Here is a 17,712-nt window from a genome sequence, read left to right as displayed (position 1 = left end):
TTGCGTCATCGGGCTGCCTGCATCCGCAGAGCTGCGACGGCCCAGTCGATCAACGGGGTGAGGCGTTCCGGTGTCGGCCAGTCGTTGATCAGCGCGAGCAGCCGGAGGTACTGGTCCCTGCGCGGATCGCTCGCGGCGTGCAGGCGCCGTAGCAGCCACCGGCGCAGCTCGGCGTCATCGGAGCGGCCGTGGGCGAGCGCGCAGTGGGCGGTGAGCGCCGCGACGACAGGATCGGCCAGGGGCGAGTCGGGGCTGATGCCACGCGCCACGACCGGCCCGACGAGATCTCGGACAATGGCGATCATGTCCGGGCGAGGTGGCGTGGGGGCGTCGTCGGGCAGGGCGGCCGCGTGGTCTTCGGCCAGGCGCCGCACACTGGCGCGGAAATCCGGGTCCAGGGACAGTTCAGCCAGCTCCACCCATGCTCTGATCTGTTCGTCCGTGGGGCTGTCGGGAAGCTCGGGCGTCATGGAACGCCGAGCTGCGGCGTAGTAAGAGCTGCGGTGGAGGCCGTCGAAGACGCTGTTGAGGAAGTCGTCGATCAGGCGTCGGCGTTCGGCTTCGGAGAGCGTGGCCAGCTGGTGAATGAGTTCCATCTCCTCGGGGGTGGGTTCGCGTGTGGCGGCGGCTGTCAGGACCACCCGTCGCAGTCGCAGGATGCTGATCTGCGCGTCAACTGCGGCAGCGTGTTGGGCGGCGACTTCGCTGAGTGTGAGTTCCTGGTCCACGACCTGCCGGATCATGGCGAGGCCGAGTCCCAGTTCTCGCAGTGTTCGCACGAGGGCAAGGCGAGCGACGGTGTCCTGGGCGTAGAGCCGGTAGCCGGCGTGGGTGCGGCCGGCAGGCTCGACGATGCCCCGATCGGAGTAGAACCGGATGGTCTTGACCGTCAGCCCGGTGCGCTGGGCCAATTCGCCGATCGAGTAGAGGATGCCGCCGTCCATGAACTCACCTTCCTGTCTCCCCCTGCAGGAGACTCAAGTCTGCGCTCCCTGCCTCCACCCCTGCGGCGGTTCCGAGACTCTTCAACCGCGACGGCGCGGCGGGTGTGGAGGCGGTCGAGCAGGCCGCGCACCGGCACCTGGTCGGCCCCATGACCGCGCAGCCGGGCCAGTCCTGGTACCTGGGATCGGCTGCCCAGGCGGCACAGGTGCGGTGGCTGCTGGACGTCGGCCTCCGCGGCATCGCGGCACTGGCCGCTAAGGGCGCCCTCGGAGCCGCGGGCGTGTTCCTCGCACAGTCGCAGGCGCTGGGCCCCTTGGCCTTCTACCAGACCGGACGGCGCTTCTACCGGCGGATCGCCCTCTACGGGTCGGTGATGGCGCACGTCACCCATTCAGCCGGGAGCGTGTTAGGGCGCTGGGGGCACACTTCGCCGGTATGGGCCGTGTGGGGGCGTGATCGCTAAAGTTCCCGCAGTGCCATCAGGACTCGTCCTTGAACCATCGGCGTCGCTGTGCGCCCCTCACCCCACAGCAGACCTCGGTGACGGATGCCGGTGCGGGATGCGGTGTCGGCGTACCGTCCTTGGGGTGACGGATGTGACCCGAGAAGACGACCTTCTGGCGGCCCTGCCGACCGTGTCCCGCTCGTTCGGGCTGGGCGAGGTGCACGACCAGCTGTTCCTTGCCCATGGACTAATGAACCGGAACTGGCGGCTGGAGACGGCTGCCGGGACGTACGCGGTGAAGGAGATCACTGACGTTCCCCTGCCCAAGGTCCGCAGGAACCTCGCGGTCTTGGCGGACCTGGCCCGCGAGGGGATCCCGGTTCCGGCGCCACTGTTCGCCGAGGGCAGGGATCTTGTCGTGGAGGTCGGCGGTCACGGTTACTGCGTCCTGCCCTGGGTGGACGGCGAACACGTTCAGGGGACTGACCTCACCCTCGGCCAAGCACGCGATCTCGGCGCTCTCCTGGCCCGCCTCCACACAGGGCTGCGGCGTCACGCCCCCGGCCCGCTCCCTGAGCAGGCCCCGGCGACGAAGGTCCGCGACGTCGGCGCGGCCGACCAGGGTGCCGCTGCTCTCCTGGGCGCCCTCCCGGCCGATCCGGTGACCGACTTCGACAAAGCCGCGACTGAGGCCCTTCACGACCGGCGCGGCCTCCTGGCGCGGCACGCCGATGCCCGGCCGGAGGGTGAGATCCCGGCCGGGCCCTACGGGTGGACACACGGCGACTTCCAGTACCGCAACCTGCTGTGGCAGGAGGGCCGGGTCGCAGCGGTCCTGGACTGGGATCGGCTCGGTATCCGTCCGTACGGGGAGGAGGTCGCGCGGACCGCGCAGGTGCAGTTCGGGGTGGGTGGTGTCTTCGACCTCAACCGTATCGCCGCCTTCTGCGCCGGCTACCGGTCCGTGATCGATCTGTCGGAGCGGGACCTCGCCGACGCCGTGAAGCGGCTGTGGTGGAAGCGGATGACCGACTTCTGGCAGCTGGAGTTCTACCTCGACCGCCAGGACCCCACTTTCGGGGAGATGTTCCTGACGGACGAGGCCCTGCTGAACTGGTGGACCGACCGCGCCGACGAGGTCCAGGCCGCGTACGCGGCCCGCTAGCCGGCGGCTGCTGCTGGGATTAGCCCTGCGGCAGCCAGCTCAGGCAGGCATGACCGAACCAGTGGCACCGCCCGGTCCCGAGCCCTCGCGCCGAAGCCGGGCCGGTCGACGTACTCGATCGCGCCTGTATCCAGCCCTCCACGTCATCGGGGTGGCAAGATCACCCCGCCGTCCCCGACGGTCTCGGGAATGCCGCCACGTAACGAGCCGACCGTGGTGACGCAGTGCAGCCCGGCCCCCACGATCACCCGGGGGAATGTGTCCTCCACTTGCGAGGGGACCAGCAGAAGATTGCTCCCGGTGTACAGCCGCCCCCTCGCGTACGTGCGGGCCACCCACGTCGAGCCGCTAGCGAGGCCCCGTCTGCGCCCGTAGTGACCGCCATTTACCGTCCTGAAGGGCACGGATGGGGCACGTGCTCGGCGTCGGTGATGGGTGCAAGGGTTCGTAGCGCTTGCCTGGCCCGCGACCGGTCGACTCGGCGAACCTCCGCAGGTTACTGCTTACTCCTTGTCTGTTTCTCTAGCAGGAGCATCTACAGGAACGCAGCGATGGCGCCTGCGGCGGTGGCGATGACCCCGACCGCTGTCCAAAAGATCATGCTCTTCCAGAAGGGGTGCTTGTCCGGAGACTCGGCACCAGCGTCGGACTGGTTGCTCGCCATCTGGTCGCCGTAAGCCCAGTTCAGCTGCGCGTTCCCGGACAGGTTGATGTTGATCACGGGCGCGCCGAGCTGCTTCGGCGCGCTACGGTTGGTGCTCAAGTAGTTCTCCTTCCGATGGTGGACTGCTTGCAGGTGAGGCAGCATTTGCTTGCCGGCGCGCGGCCTCCGCCTGGGATTCTGTGGGGTGCGGCCCTGTCGCACCCCACAGAGGCTGTGGTGTCTTCACGCACCTAGCTGACAGGTGCATCCATCTGGGGGGTGCTACGCCCTCGATGGATGTGCGGGGGCAGGAGTGTGTAGCGGTTGCTGTGGGTGTAACCCCTCGGGCTAGTAGGCGCCGACTTGAAGGTCTTCTTGACCTCGATGAATCCCTTGCGGGCCAACTCCTTGAAGCCTCGCTCGGTCGTGTCGGCCGACCAGCCGTACCAGTCCGGAGTCCGCTCGGGCGGCAGCTCGAAGCCTGGGCGCTCACAGCTTAGGACGAGGAGCATGGCCAGGCCTGGCAGGCCTAGATCATCGATCGCTCTCGAGTCCCACAGGTCACGGGAGATCTTCAGATACGGGTCTCGGTTCTCCCGGCCGGGGCGGGTGTACTCCTCGCCTCGGCCGTCCTCACGCAGCAGGGTGACCCTGATGTCGTGTGTGCCAGGGACTCGGCCGTAGTTGATCAATCGGCGTTTCTGAAGACGGTCGAAGATCTTGTTGACCGCCGCCCGAGCGCCTGTCGGTTCTGCTGTTGCCGTCGCGCCAATTGCCCTGGCCCATACGGAGCTGTTGAGCGTTGTGCTCCAGCCGTCCAGGTCGGAGCTGGTGATCGCGATGATGAATAGGTATGCCTTCAGGCCGCGCGCGTCCCGGCCCTGCACGAACTGGGCGAGGAGGCTGTGCCGGCTCTCCGCTCGTGGCGGGAGCTGCACGAAGTCGCGCCGAACGGGAACATGACTCCGGTGTGTCGCCTTTCGATCCAAGAGGAACTTCTGGGTCTCAGCGACTCCGGCGGCGACCTCCTCCGGAGTGAGTCCCTCCCACGATGTTTGCTCACTCACAGGCGTCACCATCGCACCTCCGGCTGTCCGTACTCAAACTCTGACGCCAAGACAGTTGCCTGTCTCAGCGGGTTCTTTGAGGAATTTCCTGTAGACAGCTAAATGGTGCATGACTCTGGGATGCCATGGGAATTCCGGAGGAGGGAGCAGCGCCGGTCGCCCTCAGCGGGGAAGCCCTGTCGTGTCGGCGAACCTAGCTGCACCACTCAGCGGTCATGCCCCGTCATTCCGTCGGTACAAGGCAGTTCGACCGCTGGGGATCCGTCTTCGTGGCTGCTGCCGGCAGCTGGGCGTGACAGCGGGGCGGCGCGAGGCCAGGAGGAACTTGCCGAGCTGCGTCGCGCCGGGCTAGCCCGCAGTGAGGGCCGCTCGCGCCCGGAGCTCTTGGGCTTAGGGAACCCCGCTGCACCGCCGTAGGCGGACCCGCATGTCCTGAAGGGCAGCCTGGACCTTGACCGATCGGATGCCGTCGGCGCAGTCGCGGAAGTCGCGCGAGGAGACCGTGGCTCCGGCGGCGTCGCCTTGGCGCATCCGGACGCCGCCGAGGTCGGTGAGGACGATGGCGCGGGTGAGGCGGCGGTTTAGGCCGTTGATGTCGAGGGCGAGGTGGAGGTGCTCTTCGGCGGTGTCGAGGTCGCCGAGGCGAGAGGGACATACCGGACTCGTGGCCCCAGTAGCCGGGGGGTATGCGGCCCAGGAGTCGCAGCCCGCGGCGTCCGACCTGCTGATGGCGGTCTCGGACATGGCGAGGCGCTTGGTGGCCATGCGACGATCGTCATCCTGTGTGGCGGTGTTGGCGTGGCCTCGTAGTAGGGGACGGCCTGCGGTTGTCGAGGTGGCGGCCGTAGTCCACGCAGGCTTCGCCGAGCTGGATGGCTTCGGCCCGGTAACCGAGATCGATGCACTGTTTGGCGAGATCGTGCAGCGCGGTGGCCGACAGCTCCGAGTCGCCGGTTCCGTGGCCAGGCCCAGCTGGGCTGCCGTCAGGTGTACGCGCGTCGGAAGCGTCGCGCCCGCTTGGTGAGTAGCTGGTAGGTGTGCTGCGGAGTCTCCGCGACGACCTGGAAGACGTCACGCACACCGACGGCGAGGGCGAGACCGGTCAGGACGAGCACCGGCCAGGCTGCGGCGGCCCTTGTCAGGAGGCGTGATGCGGCCTGTGCCAGGGCGACCGCGAACGCGAGGGCAACGGCTGCCGCACCCAGTAGGTCTGCGGTACTGCGCGGTCGCCATCGGATCCTTCGCCGCCGCCTGGCCGTCACTGCCCGGCCGCTGGCGCGGAGACGACGGGCTTCGGCGCCGGCTGCTGTTCCGTGGTGCTGTCGTCGAACCCGAAGACCTGGCCCCAGAGCCACACCACCGCGCACAGGCCGGCCACGGCCCAGACGCTCAGGCCCTTGGCGGACTTCGGCCCCGGCTTGCGGCGGAGGTGGCTTCGTACGCGCACGTATCCGTCCGGAACCTTCGGCATGCTGATTCCCTCCCCATCGGTCCGCGCCATGCGGACCTCCAGATCGGTTGTAGCTGCGGCCACTGACAGAACCTGATACACCGTCATGATCGTGTGGGCGGCAAGGGGGCAAGTCGGCCATGTCTTCCCGCGTCCGTGGCTGACTGCATGGCCCGTTGGCCTGCGAGTGGGCTTTCCGGTTGCGTGTCACGTACTGGAGATGCAGGGCAGACCGAATGGCCAGTTCCTGCGGAGCGCGGCAGGCAACGACTGCGCCGGGCGCCGCCCCCGTTGAGGCGGCGGCGCTGAGGGTGGTCGACCCTCTGCCGCGCATTCTCCCCAGATTCTCCCCACGGGGCCTCTGCGGGCGTGATCTATGGTTCGCTTGCGCTAAGTCGATCAAGATCGTGCAGTGGGTCGCTACAGCCAGTCGCGCTTTCTGAAGATCACGTACAGGCTCGTACAGACCACCGCCATCAGCAGGATGGCGAAGGGGTAGCCCGCCGCCCACTTCAGTTCCGGCATGTCCTCGAAGTTCATGCCGTAGATCGTGCCGACCAGGGTCGGGGCGAAGAGGATGGCCGCCCAGGAGGAGATCTTCTTGATCTCCTCGTTCTGTTCGAAGCCCGCTTCCGCCAAGGCGCGCATTTCGGCGTTCTGTTGTTGGGAGACCAGGGTGGCGTTCACCGTGAGGATTTCCGTGAGGGCCTGGCGGAAGCCGTCCACGCGTTCGCTGGTGTGCGTCACGTGGTCGGCGACGTCGCGGAGGTAGCGCTGGAGTTCCTCGTCCGTGCCGTACTTGGCGAAGCCGGCCATCAGGCCGTGGAGCATGGCCACCAGGGGGCGGGTGGCGCGCTGGAACTCGACCATTTCGCGGGAGAGTTCGTAGATGCGGCGCGAGACCTCCGGGTCGCCGCGGAAGACCTCCGTCTCGATCTCGTCCATGTCGGTCTGGACCCCCGCCACCACCGGGGCGTAGCCGTCCACCACCGCGTCGAGGATCGCGTACAGGACGGCCTCCGGGCCCAGGGCCAGGAGGTCCGGGGTCTCCTCCATGCGGCGACGGACGGCGGAGAGGTCCGGGGCCGCACCGTGGCGGACGGTGATCAGGAAGTCGGCCCCGACGAAGACGTGGAGCTCCCCGAAGTCCACCTCCTCCTGGGCGTCCAGGTAGCGGGCGGCGCGCAGGACCACGAAGAGGGTGTCGCCGTAGCGCTCCAGCTTGGGGCGCTGGTGGGCCTCCAGGGCGTCCTCGATCGCCAGCGGGTGGAGGTCGAACTCGGCGGCCAGGGAGTGCAGTTCGGTCTCCGACGGGCGGTGCAGGCCGATCCAGGCCATGCCGTCGGGCTGTTCGCGCAGCCGTCGGAAGGTGTCGGCGAGGGTGGTGGGGGACGCGACGCGGCGGCCGTCGCGGTAGACGGCGGAGTCGATCAGGCTGTGGTGTTCCGGGGGCGGCGGGCCGGGGGCCGCCGACGGGGGCGTGGCGGCGGGGCCGGGCGGGCGCAGCCATCCCGAGCGCCTCGCGGAGGACGGGGGGCGGCGGTCCGGGCGCTCCGACATCGCAGGTCACTTCCGTGTGGGGGAGGGGGAGGGGGGAGGGGCTGTTGCGGACAAGGGGTGTCCGCATGGGGGGTTAGGTTGCCTTCATGGCCTCCCGGACGAATCCCGTACTCGACACCCGCGCTCTGAACCGTGCCACGCTCGCCCGCCAGCTGCTGCTGAGCCGCGCCGAAATGGCGCCCCTCGATGCCGTCGCGCACCTGCTCGGGTTGCAGGCGCAGAACGTCAAGCCGCCCTACTTCCAGCTCCACGCCCGCCTCGCCGGGTTCCGGCCCGACGGGCTGGCCCGGCTGATGGAGGAGCGGAAGGTGGTCCGGATGGTGACCATGCGGTCCACCATCCACACCCACACCGTGCGGGACGCCCTCGGGCTGAGGCCGCTCGTGCAGGGGGCCCGGGACCGGGAGGTGAACTACTTCCGCAAGGGGCTCGTCGGAGTGGACCCGGAGCGGCTCGCCCGTCGCGCGCGGGCCTTCGTCGAGGCCGAGCCGCGCACCATGGGCGAGATCCGCGAGGAGCTGCTCCGGGAGTGGCCCTCCGCCGACCCGCAGTCGCTGTCCGTCGCCGCCCGCTGCCTGTTGCCGCTGGTGCAGGTCACCCCGCGCGGGGTGTGGGGCCGTAGCGGGCAGGTGCGGCTGACCACCGTGGAGAGCTGGGTGGGCGATGCCGCCCACGGGGAGGAGGAGCAGGGCATCGACGCCGTCGTGCTGCGCTACCTCGGCGCCTTCGGCCCCGCCTCCGTCAAGGACATGCAGACCTGGGCCGGGCTCACCCGGCTGCGCGAGCCCTTCGAGCGGCTGCGCCCCCGCCTGCTCGCCTTCCGCGACGAGAACGGCGTCGAACTGTTCGACCTGCCCGACGCGCCCCGGCCCGACCCCGCCACCCCCGCGCCGCCCCGCTTCCTCCCCGAGTTCGACAACCTGCTCCTCTCGCACGCCGACCGCTCCCGCGTGGTCCCCCCGGAGGTCAAGGGCCGCGCCTGGAGCGGCAACCAGGCCCACCGCACCCTCCTCGTCGACGGCTTCCTCGCCGGCCTCTGGCGCATCGACGACGAGGACGGCGCCCGCCCGCGGCTCACCGTGGAACTGTTCGGTACGCAGACACCCGCGCGCAAGGACGAGATCGCCGCCGAGGGCGAAGCCCTGCTCGCCGGGATGGCCGGCGCGCCCGGAGCCGTGCGCTTCGGGTCAATCCACGGCTGACGCCGCCCTGGTGGAGGGCCCGCCCGGCGCGGCACGATGCCTGTCATGACGGAGAACAGCGCCACCGACAGCTTCCTGGCCGCCCGGGACTTCCTGCTCGCGCACCGCGGCGACTACGAAGCCGCCCACGCCGGCTTCACCTGGCCCCGCCCCGAGCGCTTCAACTGGGCCCTCGACTGGTTCGACCGCATCGCGGACGGCAACGGCGCCGACGCCCTGCGCATCGTCGAGGAGGACGGCACCAGCCGCGCCGTCTCCTTCGCGGAGATGAGCGTACGGTCGGGATCCGCGGCCAACTGGCTCCGCGCCCAGGGCGTCACCGCCGGCGACCGGATCCTGGTCATGCTCGGCAACCAGCGCGAGCTGTGGGAGGTGATGCTCGGCGCGATGAAGCTGCGGGCGGTCGTCATCCCCGCCACCCCCCTCCTCGGCCCGGCCGACCTGCGCGGCCGGGTCGACCGCGGCCGTGTACGCCACGTCATCGCGCGGGCGGAGGACACCGCCAAGTTCGACGAGGTGCCCGGCACCTACACCCGCATCGCCGCGGGCAGCGAGGTCCCCACCGGCTGGCGACGGCTCGAGGACATGTACGGCGCCGACGCGGACTTCACCCCGGACGGCCCCACCCTCGCCAGCGACCCCCTGATGCTGTACTTCACCTCGGGCACCACCGCCAGCCCCAAGCTGGTCGAGCACACGCACGCCTCGTACCCGATCGGGCACCTCTCCACCATGTACTGGCTCGGGCTGCGCCCCGGGGACGTCCACCTGAACATCGCCTCGCCCGGCTGGGCCAAGCACGCCTGGTCCAACCTCTTCGCCCCCTGGAACGCGGGCGCGACCGTCTTCGTCCACAACTACGCGCGCTTCGACGCCGAACGCCTCATGGCCGAGATGGACCGCGGCGGCGTCACCACCTTCTGCGCCCCGCCCACCGTCTGGCGGATGCTGATCCAGTCCGACCTCACCAGGCTGCGCACGCCCCCGCGCGAGGCCGTCGCCGCGGGCGAACCGCTGAACCCCGAGGTCATCGAGCGGGTCCGGGAGGCCTGGGGCGTCACCATCCGCGACGGCTTCGGCCAGACCGAGACCACCCTCCAGGTCGGCAACTTCCCCGGCGTCCCCGTCAAGCCCGGCTCCATGGGCCGCCCCGCGCCCGGCTACGCGATCGTGCTGCTGGACACCGTCACCGGAAAGGAGTCCCCTGACGAGGGCGAGCTCTGCGTCGACCTGCGCGTGAAGCCCGCCGGGGTGATGACCGGCTACCGGGACGACCCGGAGCGCACCGCCGAGGCCATGGCCGACGGGCTCTACCGCACCGGGGACATCGCCTCGCGCGACGCCGACGGCTACCTCACCTACGTGGGCCGGGCGGACGACGTCTTCAAGGCCTCCGACTACAAGATCAGCCCCTTCGAGCTGGAGAGCGCCCTCCTGGAGCACGAGGCCGTGGCCGAGGCGGCGGTCGTCCCGGCCCCCGACGAGCTGCGGCTCGCCGTGCCGAAGGCGTACATCACCCTCGCGGCCGGCTGGGAGCCCGGGAAGGAGACCGCCCGGGCGCTGTTCGAGCACTCCCGGGCGGTCCTCTCCCCGTACAAGCGGATCCGGCGCATCGAGTTCGCCGAACTCCCCAAGACCGTCTCCGGCAAGATCCGCCGGGTCGAGCTGAGGGAGCTCACCGCCGCCGGCTCGGGGCAGGAGTACGACGAGGCCGACCTGGGCTGAGGCCCGGGGCAGGACGACGCACGGGGCCCGGCGGCGTTGACGGCGGTACGGCAGCAGTGCCCGGTACGCCGGTACGCCGGCCGTGCCGCCCGTACGCCGGCCGTGCCGCCCGTACGCCGGCCGTGCCGCCCGTACGCCGGCCGTGCCGCCCGTACGCCGGCCGTGCCGCCCGTGCGCCGACCGTGCCGCCGGTACGGCAGCGGTCCGGTCGGTACGGGCCCTACGCGGGCAGCTGCGCCTCGATCGCGGCGATGACCTCGGGGGCCTCGGGCTCGGTGCGCGGGCGGAAGCGCGCCACGACCTCGCCGGCGGGGGAGATCAGGAACTTCTCGAAGTTCCACTGGATGTCCCCCGCCTCACCCTCGGCGTCCGGGGTCTTCACCAGCTCCTGGTACAGCGGGTGCCGGTTCTCGCCGTTCACCTCGGACTTCTCCAGCATCGGGAAGGTCACCCCGAAGCCGGCCGCACAGAAGGTCTGGATGTCCTCGGCGGTACCCGGCTCCTGGCCGCCGAACTGGTTGCAGGGCACACCGATGACGGTGAAGCCCTTCTCCTCGTACTTGAACTGCAGCCGGGCCAGCCCCGAGTACTGCGGGGTGAGCCCGCACTGCGAGGCGGTGTTCACCAGCAGGATGGCCTTGCCCTGGTGGGCCGCCAGGCTGGTGGGCTCGTTATCCAGGGTGGTCAGCGGGATGTCGTACAGGCTCATCGGGCTCTCCTCGGCAGGAAGGGGCGTCGGACTGAAAGTCATACCAATACCAACAGCCCCCGAGCCTAGGCCCCCCTTCCCACCAGCGCGTCCGCCGGGTCGTTGACGGGCTGCGGCATCCCCGTCAGGTCCATCACGAACAGCGGTATCCCCAGGTCGTCCGCCCGCCCCCGGGCCTCCTCCGTGTACCCGGCGAGGGAGAAGTAGACGCTGGTCGCCGCTGCCGTCAGGCCGTTCAGCCATACGCACTCCACCGCCCGTAGCCCGGCCGGCGCGGTGGTCGGGTCCACCTGCGCCACCACGCCCGGGGCCCGCAGGTCCACCGCCGCCGAGGGGATCGGCACCCCGTCGGGCTGGCGGACGTCCTGGAAGCCGAGCCAGCGCAGGTACAGCGCGGCGGTGACCACCGCGTCCCGGGCGGTACGGATCGTCACGGGCCGGAACGCCGGCCGTGACAGCGGGAGCCGCCCGGCGGCCGGGCCCGCACCCGGCGCCGGTACGCCCGCGCCGCCCACCGCGGGCGCGGCCGGGCCGCCCCGGTCCGCGGCGCAGGGCTGCGCCGGTGACGGCCCCCCGGCGGCCGGCTCCGCCGGAGACGACCCCGCCGACGGCGGCTGCACCGGCGGCGCCCCGCCCCCTGCGCCGTCCCGCGCGCCCGTGCCCGGCCGGCCGCCCGGGCCGGCACCGGATCCGCCCGCCCCGGACGGGCCCACCGCCTCCACCGACCCCGCCGGATGCACCGGCACCCGCACGACCAGCCCGCAGGAGCCGCAGCCCACCTCGGGGTGCGGCCAGTCGCTGTCGCGCCCGCAGACCCCGCAGCGCACCGTCACCCAGGCGTCGGACCAGTTGCGGTGGGTGATCGGAACGGCCGGCGCCACCAGATCCAGGGGCGGCGCGACGGGACTCCCGCAGGCGCAGGGATAGACGGGGACGCTGTAGCCGTTCTCCCGCCGGCACGAGGGGCAGCGCACCGGTACCGCTTCTGCCATGAGACCTGGACCCCCTCCGTCGCTGTGCGTGGGTCCATGCTCCACCACCGGCGACCGCCGGGCGAGGCGGACCGACGGATTCACGCCGATCCGGCCCCGGACCCCGGGCATTTGTACAACTCGCCGAACGCGATGCGGCTTTTGGTGGGTTCCGGGGTGCCTTACCGCCTTGACGAGCGCGGAGTCGCGCCTTAGCTTGTTCCGTATAGCAGAACAATAATTCCGGATGACGGAAAAGTCTGACCGCCAGACCCGCAGGAGAACCTGATGCCTCGTATGACAGCCGCCGCTGCCGCAGTTGAGATCCTCAAGCTCGAGGGTGTCGAACAAGCGTTCGGCGTGCCCGGTGCTGCGATCAACCCGTTCTACCGCGAGCTCAAGAACGTGGGCGGCATCGCGCACACGCTGGCCCGCCACGTCGAGGGCGCCTCGCACATGGCCGAGGGCTACACCCGTGCCAAGGCGGGCAACATCGGCGTCTGCATCGGTACCTCGGGTCCGGCCGGCACCGACATGATCACCGGCCTGTACTCCGCCATCGCGGACTCGATCCCGATCCTGTGCATCACCGGTCAGGCTCCGGTCTCGAAGCTCCACAAGGAGGACTTCCAGGCCGTCGACATCGCCTCCATCGCCAAGCCCGTCACCAAGGCCGCCACCACGGTCCTGGAGGCCGCGCAGGTCCCCGGTGTCTTCCAGCAGGCCTTCCACCTGATGCGCTCCGGCCGTCCCGGCCCGGTCCTGATCGACCTGCCGATCGACGTCCAGCTGACGGAGATCGAGTTCGACCCCGAGACCTACCAGCCGCTGCCGGTCTACAAGCCGCAGGCCAGCCGCGCCCAGGCCGAGAAGGCCATCCGGTTCCTGCTGGAGTCCGAGCGCCCGCTGATCGTCGCCGGTGGCGGCATCATCAACGCCGACGCCTCCGACCTGCTGGTCGAGTTCGCCGAGCTGACGGGCGTCCCGGTCATCTCCACCCTGATGGGCTGGGGCACCATCCCGGACGACCACGAGCTGGCCGCCGGCATGGTCGGTGTGCAGACCGCCCACCGCTACGGCAACGCGACGTTCCTCGAGTCGGACTTCGTCTTCGGCATCGGCAACCGCTGGGCCAACCGTCACACCGGTTACAACCTCGAGGCCTACACCAAGGGCCGCAAGTTCGTCCACGTCGACATCGAGCCCACCCAGCTGGGCAAGATCTTCGCCCCGGACTTCGGCATCGCCTCCGACGCCAAGGTCGCCCTCGAGCTCTTCATCGAGGTCGCCAAGGAGCTCAAGGCCGAGGGCAAGCTGCCCGACTTCTCCGCCTGGGCCGCCTCCGCGCAGGAGCGCAAGGCCACCCTGCAGCGCCGTACGCACTTCGAGAACATCCCCATGAAGCCGCAGCGCGTCTACGAGGAGATGAACAAGGTCTTCGGCCCGGAGACCCGCTACGTCACCACCATCGGCCTCTCCCAGATCGCGGCCGCGCAGTTCCTGCACGTCTACAAGCCGCGCCACTGGATCAACTGCGGCCAGGCCGGCCCGCTCGGCTGGACCATCCCGGCCGCCATCGGTGCCGCCACCGCGGACCCGCAGACCCCGATCGTCGCCCTGTCCGGCGACTACGACTTCCAGTTCATGATCGAGGAGCTGGCGGTCGCCGCCCAGCACAAGGTCCCCTACGTCCACGTCCTGGTGAACAACGCCTACCTGGGCCTGATCCGCCAGGCGCAGGGCGGCCTCGGCATCAACTTCGAGGTCAACCTCGAGTTCGAGAACATCAACACCCCGGAGATCGGCGTCTACGGCGTCGACCACGTCAAGGTCGCCGAGGGCCTGGGCGTCAAGGCGATCCGCGTCACCGACCCGGAGAAGCTGGGCGAGGCGTTCGAGCAGGCCAAGAAGCTGGCCGTCGAGCACCAGGTCCCGGTCGTCGTCGAGGCCATCCTGGAGCGCGTCACCAACATCGCGATGAGCAAGACGGTCGACATGAGCGACGTCACCGAGTTCGAAGAGCTCGCGACCGAGTCGGGCCACGCCCCGACCGCGATCAAGGCCCTCCAGGCCTGATCCCCACCGTACGCAGCGGCCCCCGCTCCTCCCGAGAAGGGAGGGGCGGGGGCCGTTTGGTGTTGCCGGGGCGGGGGTTTTCGGGGGCGGGGGCCCCTGGGGCGGCCTCTGGGAGGGTCGGGGGCTTCCCGTCAGTCCCATCGTCCTTCCGGTTCGTGCCGGCCCGTCAAGGGCGCTCACTTCGTTCGCGTCGCTACGCGATGGCCTTCGGCCACCCTTGACCGACCGACCCACCCCGGAAAGCCGAAAGACTGCCGGGAAACCCCCGAAAGAACGGCACGGTTCAAGGGGACGGGACGGGTCTCTCAGAGAAGAGACGAGGGACCGGGCCCAGCCATCGGCCTTCCGGGCCCTCAGAAGCAGCGATCCGGGCAGGGGGCCCGGCCACCCCCACCACACGTCGGCCTGATCGGCCTGGGGCCCCGAAGCGCCCATGTCGCAGCGTCCGACGCCTCTCTGGGGCTGCTACCTGCACCACACGTCGATGAGAGTGGTCTCGGGACCCCCCAGACGCCCGCCGGGAGACGCACGTGGGGATCGGGGGCGGCCGTCGCTGCCGAACGGGCTCCTGATCGACGTGTGGTGTGGGTATCGGCCCCAGACGGCCGTCGGACGCCAAGCCGTCGGCAGCGCGTAGCGATCTGGCGCGCTCGGGTGCACCGCAGGGGGATCCGAGCGCCATTTCGTGCGGGTAGCGGACCCCCCGGCCCCTCAGCCGTCCGCCCGCGGGCACGCGACAAAGCGCCGAGTCACGGGACCGTCCGTGACTCGGCGCTCTGGTCTGACCGCCCGACGGTGCGAGGCTGGCGCGACAGGACGTTCGCACCACCGGGCGGAGTCGAAGGGTCTCCTCCTCGTACAGGGGACTCTGTGCGTGGCCCCTGTACGCAAGGAGTGGCTGGGACCGTGGCGGTCGGCGACGAGAACTCCGGCGTCGTCTCCCTCAGGTCAAGAGACGGGCCTCGGAACCCATTACCACCGCACTGGCTCGCACGCCCGCCACGGTCCTCGTCCTGCCCCCACCGCGTACCACCCCTCATCCGGGTCCGCGGTGCGGGCTCGGCACCCGGAGCCTGACCTCCCGTCAGGCCCCCGGTGCAGCTTTTCGGCTCAGGCGTCGCGCAGGGCGCGGACGGCCTCCTCGACGCGGCGGCCGTAGTCGGCGTCCGCGGCGTGGAAGTGAGCCAGGTTCTTCTCGATGACGTCCTCGAGGGTGACCTGAGACAGGCCGCCGGCGATGTTCGCCACCAGGCGCTGCTTCTCGGCCTCCGACATCAGGCGGTAGAGCTCACCGGCCTGGAAGAAGTCGTCGTCCTTGGTGTGGGCCGGGGCCTCGTGGGTGCCCGTGTAGCCGGAGACGGCCTTCGGGGCGCCCAGCGCCAGACCGGTCTCGGCCGGGCCCTGGTACGAGTTGGGCTCGTAGTTCTTGTCGTGGCGCGAGCCGTTGCGCAGCGCCATGACGCCGTCGCGGCCGTAGTTGTCGGCCTTCGTCGCCTTCGGGGCGTTGACCGGCAGCTGGGTGTGGTTCACACCGAGGCGGTAGCGCTGGGCGTCGGCGTACGCGAAGAGGCGGCCCTGGAGCATCTTGTCCGGCGAGGCGGTGATGCCCGGGACGAAGTTGTTCGGGGAGAACGCGGACTGCTCGACCTCGGCGAAGACGTTGTCCGGGTTGCGGTCGAGGACCAGGCGGCCCACGCGCTGCAGCGGGTAGTCGGCGTGCGGCCACACCTTGGTGAGGTCGAACGGGTTGAAGCGGTAGTCCGCGGCCTCGGCGGCCGGCATGATCTGGACGTAGAGGGTCCAGCTCGGGTTCACGCCGCGCTCGATCGCCTGGAGCAGGTCGGTCTGGTGCGAGTTGGCATCCTTGCCGACGAGCTCGGCGGCCTGCTCGGCCGACAGGCAGCGGATGCCCTGGTTCGTCTTGAAGTGGTACTTGACGAAGAAGGCCTCGCCCTGGGCGTTGGTCCACTGGTAGGTGTGGGAGCCGTAGCCGTTCATGTGGCGGTAGGACGCCGGTATGCCGCGGTCACCCATCAGCCAGGTGATCTGGTGCGTCGCCTCGGGGGCGTGCGCCCAGAAGTCCCAGACGTTGTCCGGCTCCTGCTTGCCCGTGAAGGGGTCGCGCTTCTGGGAGTGGATGAAGTCGGGGAACTTGATCGGGTCCTTGATGAAGAACACCGGGGTGTTGTTGCCGACGAGGTCGTAGTTGCCCTCTTCGGTGTAGAACTTCAGGGCGAAGCCGCGGGGGTCGCGGACCGCGTCCGCGCCGCCGAGCGAGTCGGCGACGGTGGAGAACCGCAGGAAGGTCTCGGTCTTCTTGCCGACCGTGTTCAGGAACGCCGCGCTGGTGTACGCGGTGACGTCGTCGGTCACCTCGAAGTAGCCGTACGCGGCCGAGCCGCGGGCGTGCACCACGCGCTCCGGGATGCGCTCGCGGTTGAAGCGGGCGAGCTTCTCCAGGAGCTGCTGGTCCTGGATCAGGAGCGGGCCACCGACGCCGGCGGTGGCGGAGTTCTGGTTGTCGGCGACCGGGGCGCCGGACTCGGTCGTCAGCGTGCGCTTCGACATGGTGACCTTCCGTACGGGAAACTGCTGACGGAAATCGTCTTCCGTCATGCGGAACAGCCTAAATTCGGCGTGAACGCGACGTCAACAGTTTGTTGAAAACAATAAAAGAGGTGATCCGGACGGTGCCGGCGCTTGGGCGCGACAGGACAGGTGTCAGCACCGGCACCATCCGGAAACTCGGACCCCCTGGTGGGGGAGGGGCGGCCCGGGGCAGCGGGCCGCGGGGGATCAGATCTGGGCGCCGGAGAGGCGCTCGACCGCGCGCAGCAGGGCGGAGTGGTCCAGGCCGCCGTCACCCTGGGCGCGCAGCGAGGCGACCAGCTGGGCGACGACCGCGCCGACCGGCAGGGCCGCACCGACGTTGCGGGCGGCGTCGGTGACGATGCCCATGTCCTTGTGGTGCAGGTCGATCCGGAAACCGGGCTTGAAGTCGCGGTTCAGGAAGTTGTCCTTCTTGCGGGTCAGGACCGTGGAGCCGGCCAGACCGCCGTTGAGGACGTCCAGGGCGGCCTGGAGGTTCACGCCCGACTTCTCGAGGAAGACGACGGCCTCGGCGCACGCCTGGATGTTCACCGCGACGATGAGCTGGTTGGCGGCCTTCACCGTCTGGCCGGAGCCGTGCGGGCCGCACAGGACGATGGTCTTGCCGAGGGCCTCAAGGATCGGCAGGGCCGCGTCGAAGTCGGCCTGCTCGCCACCCACCATGATCGACAGGACGGCCTCGATCGCGCCGGCCTCGCCGCCGGACACCGGGGCGTCGATGACGCGGATGCCCTTCTCGGCGGCGTTCTTGGCGAGGTCGACCGAGGTCTGCGGGGTGATCGACGACATGTCGATGATCAGCGCGCCGGACTTGGCGTTCTCGAGGATGCCCTCGGGGCCGTAGTTGATCGCCTCGACCTGCGGGGAGGCGGGCACCATCGTGATGATCACGTCGGCGTCCTTGACGGCCTCGGCGATCGAGCCCGCGGCGGCGCCGCCGGCGGCGGCCAGGCGCTCCAGCTTGTCCTGCTCCAGGGTGAAGCCGGTGACCGAGTAGCCGGCCTTCAGCAGGTTCTCGGACATGGGGGAGCCCATGATGCCGAGGCCGATCCACGCAATCTTGGGGAGGTTGCTCATGATGAGGTCCTTCTCTTAATGCATTGGTACGAAAAGTGCGACAGGTGCCTGGGCGTTCGCCCGGACT

The 17,712-nt window shown here is 70.0% G+C and carries 16 protein-coding genes; 5 read left to right on the top strand and 11 right to left on the bottom strand.

The window, feature by feature from the left end:
- Positions 1 to 5 precede the first annotated feature (5 nt).
- The gene (locus tag ACZ501_RS26255; RefSeq protein ID WP_468798586.1) at positions 6 to 944 is read right to left on the bottom strand and encodes a MerR family transcriptional regulator; all 939 of its coding nucleotides are present in this window, start codon (positions 942 to 944) and stop codon (positions 6 to 8) included.
- 104 nt (positions 945 to 1,048) lie between these two features.
- Here ACZ501_RS26255 and ACZ501_RS26250 point away from each other — a divergent pair, with 104 nt between their 5' ends.
- Both ACZ501_RS26250 and ACZ501_RS26245 read left to right on the top strand, forming a co-directional pair.
- Complete coding sequence (locus ACZ501_RS26250; RefSeq protein ID WP_468798583.1) at positions 1,049 to 1,408, top strand: hypothetical protein; 360 nt, start codon at positions 1,049 to 1,051, stop codon at positions 1,406 to 1,408.
- A 97-nt stretch (positions 1,409 to 1,505) separates the two neighbouring features.
- A complete protein-coding gene (locus ACZ501_RS26245) occupies positions 1,506 to 2,555 on the top strand; it encodes a phosphotransferase (RefSeq protein WP_468798580.1) in 1,050 nt (349 codons plus the stop codon).
- A gap of 535 nt (positions 2,556 to 3,090) precedes the next feature.
- On the opposite strand, the gene ACZ501_RS26240 is transcribed toward ACZ501_RS26245, so the two are convergent.
- The 6 genes from ACZ501_RS26240 to ACZ501_RS26215 all read right to left on the bottom strand — a co-directional run bounded on the left by ACZ501_RS26240 (position 3,091) and on the right by ACZ501_RS26215 (position 7,275).
- Positions 3,091 to 3,318 (bottom strand): hypothetical protein, encoded by a 228-nt coding sequence (locus tag ACZ501_RS26240; RefSeq protein ID WP_468798577.1) that lies wholly within the window; start codon positions 3,316 to 3,318, stop codon positions 3,091 to 3,093.
- A 131-nt stretch (positions 3,319 to 3,449) separates the two neighbouring features.
- Complete coding sequence (locus ACZ501_RS26235; RefSeq protein ID WP_468798574.1) at positions 3,450 to 4,277, bottom strand: hypothetical protein; 828 nt, start codon at positions 4,275 to 4,277, stop codon at positions 3,450 to 3,452.
- A gap of 378 nt (positions 4,278 to 4,655) precedes the next feature.
- A complete protein-coding gene (locus ACZ501_RS26230) occupies positions 4,656 to 5,030 on the bottom strand; it encodes a hypothetical protein (RefSeq protein WP_468798571.1) in 375 nt (124 codons plus the stop codon).
- A 218-nt stretch (positions 5,031 to 5,248) separates the two neighbouring features.
- Positions 5,249 to 5,380, bottom strand: coding sequence for a DUF5131 family protein (locus tag ACZ501_RS26225; protein WP_362466020.1), 132 nt, complete (start codon positions 5,378 to 5,380; stop codon positions 5,249 to 5,251).
- 143 nt (positions 5,381 to 5,523) lie between these two features.
- Positions 5,524 to 5,736, bottom strand: coding sequence for a hypothetical protein (locus ACZ501_RS26220; RefSeq protein ID WP_468798568.1), 213 nt, complete (start codon positions 5,734 to 5,736; stop codon positions 5,524 to 5,526).
- A 399-nt stretch (positions 5,737 to 6,135) separates the two neighbouring features.
- Entirely contained in the window at positions 6,136 to 7,275 is a 1,140-nt protein-coding gene (locus tag ACZ501_RS26215) for a magnesium and cobalt transport protein CorA (RefSeq protein WP_468798565.1), read from the bottom strand.
- A gap of 86 nt (positions 7,276 to 7,361) precedes the next feature.
- Between ACZ501_RS26215 and ACZ501_RS26210 the strand changes: the two genes are divergently transcribed.
- Entirely contained in the window at positions 7,362 to 8,477 is a 1,116-nt protein-coding gene (locus ACZ501_RS26210; protein WP_468798562.1) for a winged helix DNA-binding domain-containing protein, read from the top strand.
- A 45-nt stretch (positions 8,478 to 8,522) separates the two neighbouring features.
- On the top strand, positions 8,523 to 10,202 hold the full coding sequence (locus tag ACZ501_RS26205; protein ID WP_468798559.1) for an AMP-binding protein: 1,680 nt from the start codon (positions 8,523 to 8,525) through the stop codon (positions 10,200 to 10,202).
- Positions 10,203 to 10,422: 220 nt separating this feature from the next.
- On the opposite strand, the gene ACZ501_RS26200 is transcribed toward ACZ501_RS26205, so the two are convergent.
- Together ACZ501_RS26200 and ACZ501_RS26195 are read right to left on the bottom strand one after the other, a co-directional pair.
- Positions 10,423 to 10,911, bottom strand: a complete 489-nt coding sequence (locus ACZ501_RS26200) for a glutathione peroxidase (protein ID WP_361604846.1) — start codon at positions 10,909 to 10,911, stop codon at positions 10,423 to 10,425.
- 65 nt (positions 10,912 to 10,976) lie between these two features.
- Positions 10,977 to 11,903 (bottom strand): hypothetical protein, encoded by a 927-nt coding sequence (locus ACZ501_RS26195; RefSeq protein WP_468798556.1) that lies wholly within the window; start codon positions 11,901 to 11,903, stop codon positions 10,977 to 10,979.
- Between the two features lie 276 nt (positions 11,904 to 12,179).
- On the opposite strand from ACZ501_RS26195, the gene gcl reads away from it, so the two are divergent.
- Positions 12,180 to 13,958 carry a glyoxylate carboligase gene (gcl, locus tag ACZ501_RS26190; protein WP_468798709.1) on the top strand — a complete coding sequence of 593 codons (1,779 nt, stop codon included), beginning with the start codon at positions 12,180 to 12,182 and terminating at the stop codon, positions 13,956 to 13,958.
- 1,110 nt (positions 13,959 to 15,068) lie between these two features.
- Here the strand turns inward: gcl and ACZ501_RS26185 are convergent.
- Positions 15,069 to 16,526, bottom strand: coding sequence for a catalase (locus ACZ501_RS26185; protein WP_361609218.1), 1,458 nt, complete (start codon positions 16,524 to 16,526; stop codon positions 15,069 to 15,071).
- A 228-nt stretch (positions 16,527 to 16,754) separates the two neighbouring features.
- The gene (locus ACZ501_RS26180) at positions 16,755 to 17,645 is read right to left on the bottom strand and encodes a 2-hydroxy-3-oxopropionate reductase (RefSeq protein ID WP_361609216.1); all 891 of its coding nucleotides are present in this window, start codon (positions 17,643 to 17,645) and stop codon (positions 16,755 to 16,757) included.
- Positions 17,646 to 17,712: the final 67 nt, after the last annotated feature.

The sequence above is a fragment of the Streptomyces sp. NPDC034085 genome, from assembly GCF_055575555.1.
This window is presented reverse-complemented; position numbering and strand designations above follow the sequence as displayed.

Bases quoted from the DNA above. Each gene is read 5' to 3' on its own strand.
- ACZ501_RS26255 (WP_468798586.1), bottom strand. From the start codon at position 944: ATGGACGGCGGCATCCTCTACTCGATCGGCGAATTGGCCCAGCGCACC.
- ACZ501_RS26245 (WP_468798580.1), top strand. From the start codon at position 1,506: ATGCGGTGTCGGCGTACCGTCCTTGGGGTGACGGATGTGACCCGAGAA.
- ACZ501_RS26235 (WP_468798574.1), bottom strand. From the start codon at position 4,277: ATGGTGACGCCTGTGAGTGAGCAAACATCGTGGGAGGGACTCACTCCG.
- ACZ501_RS26230 (WP_468798571.1), bottom strand. From the start codon at position 5,030: ATGGCCACCAAGCGCCTCGCCATGTCCGAGACCGCCATCAGCAGGTCG.
- ACZ501_RS26220 (WP_468798568.1), bottom strand. From the start codon at position 5,736: ATGCCGAAGGTTCCGGACGGATACGTGCGCGTACGAAGCCACCTCCGC.
- ACZ501_RS26215 (WP_468798565.1), bottom strand. From the start codon at position 7,275: ATGTCGGAGCGCCCGGACCGCCGCCCCCCGTCCTCCGCGAGGCGCTCG.
- ACZ501_RS26210 (WP_468798562.1), top strand. From the start codon at position 7,362: ATGGCCTCCCGGACGAATCCCGTACTCGACACCCGCGCTCTGAACCGT.
- ACZ501_RS26205 (WP_468798559.1), top strand. From the start codon at position 8,523: ATGACGGAGAACAGCGCCACCGACAGCTTCCTGGCCGCCCGGGACTTC.
- ACZ501_RS26200 (WP_361604846.1), bottom strand. From the start codon at position 10,911: ATGAGCCTGTACGACATCCCGCTGACCACCCTGGATAACGAGCCCACC.
- ACZ501_RS26195 (WP_468798556.1), bottom strand. From the start codon at position 11,903: ATGGCAGAAGCGGTACCGGTGCGCTGCCCCTCGTGCCGGCGGGAGAAC.
- gcl (WP_468798709.1), top strand. From the start codon at position 12,180: ATGACAGCCGCCGCTGCCGCAGTTGAGATCCTCAAGCTCGAGGGTGTC.
- ACZ501_RS26185 (WP_361609218.1), bottom strand. From the start codon at position 16,526: ATGTCGAAGCGCACGCTGACGACCGAGTCCGGCGCCCCGGTCGCCGAC.
- ACZ501_RS26180 (WP_361609216.1), bottom strand. From the start codon at position 17,645: ATGAGCAACCTCCCCAAGATTGCGTGGATCGGCCTCGGCATCATGGGC.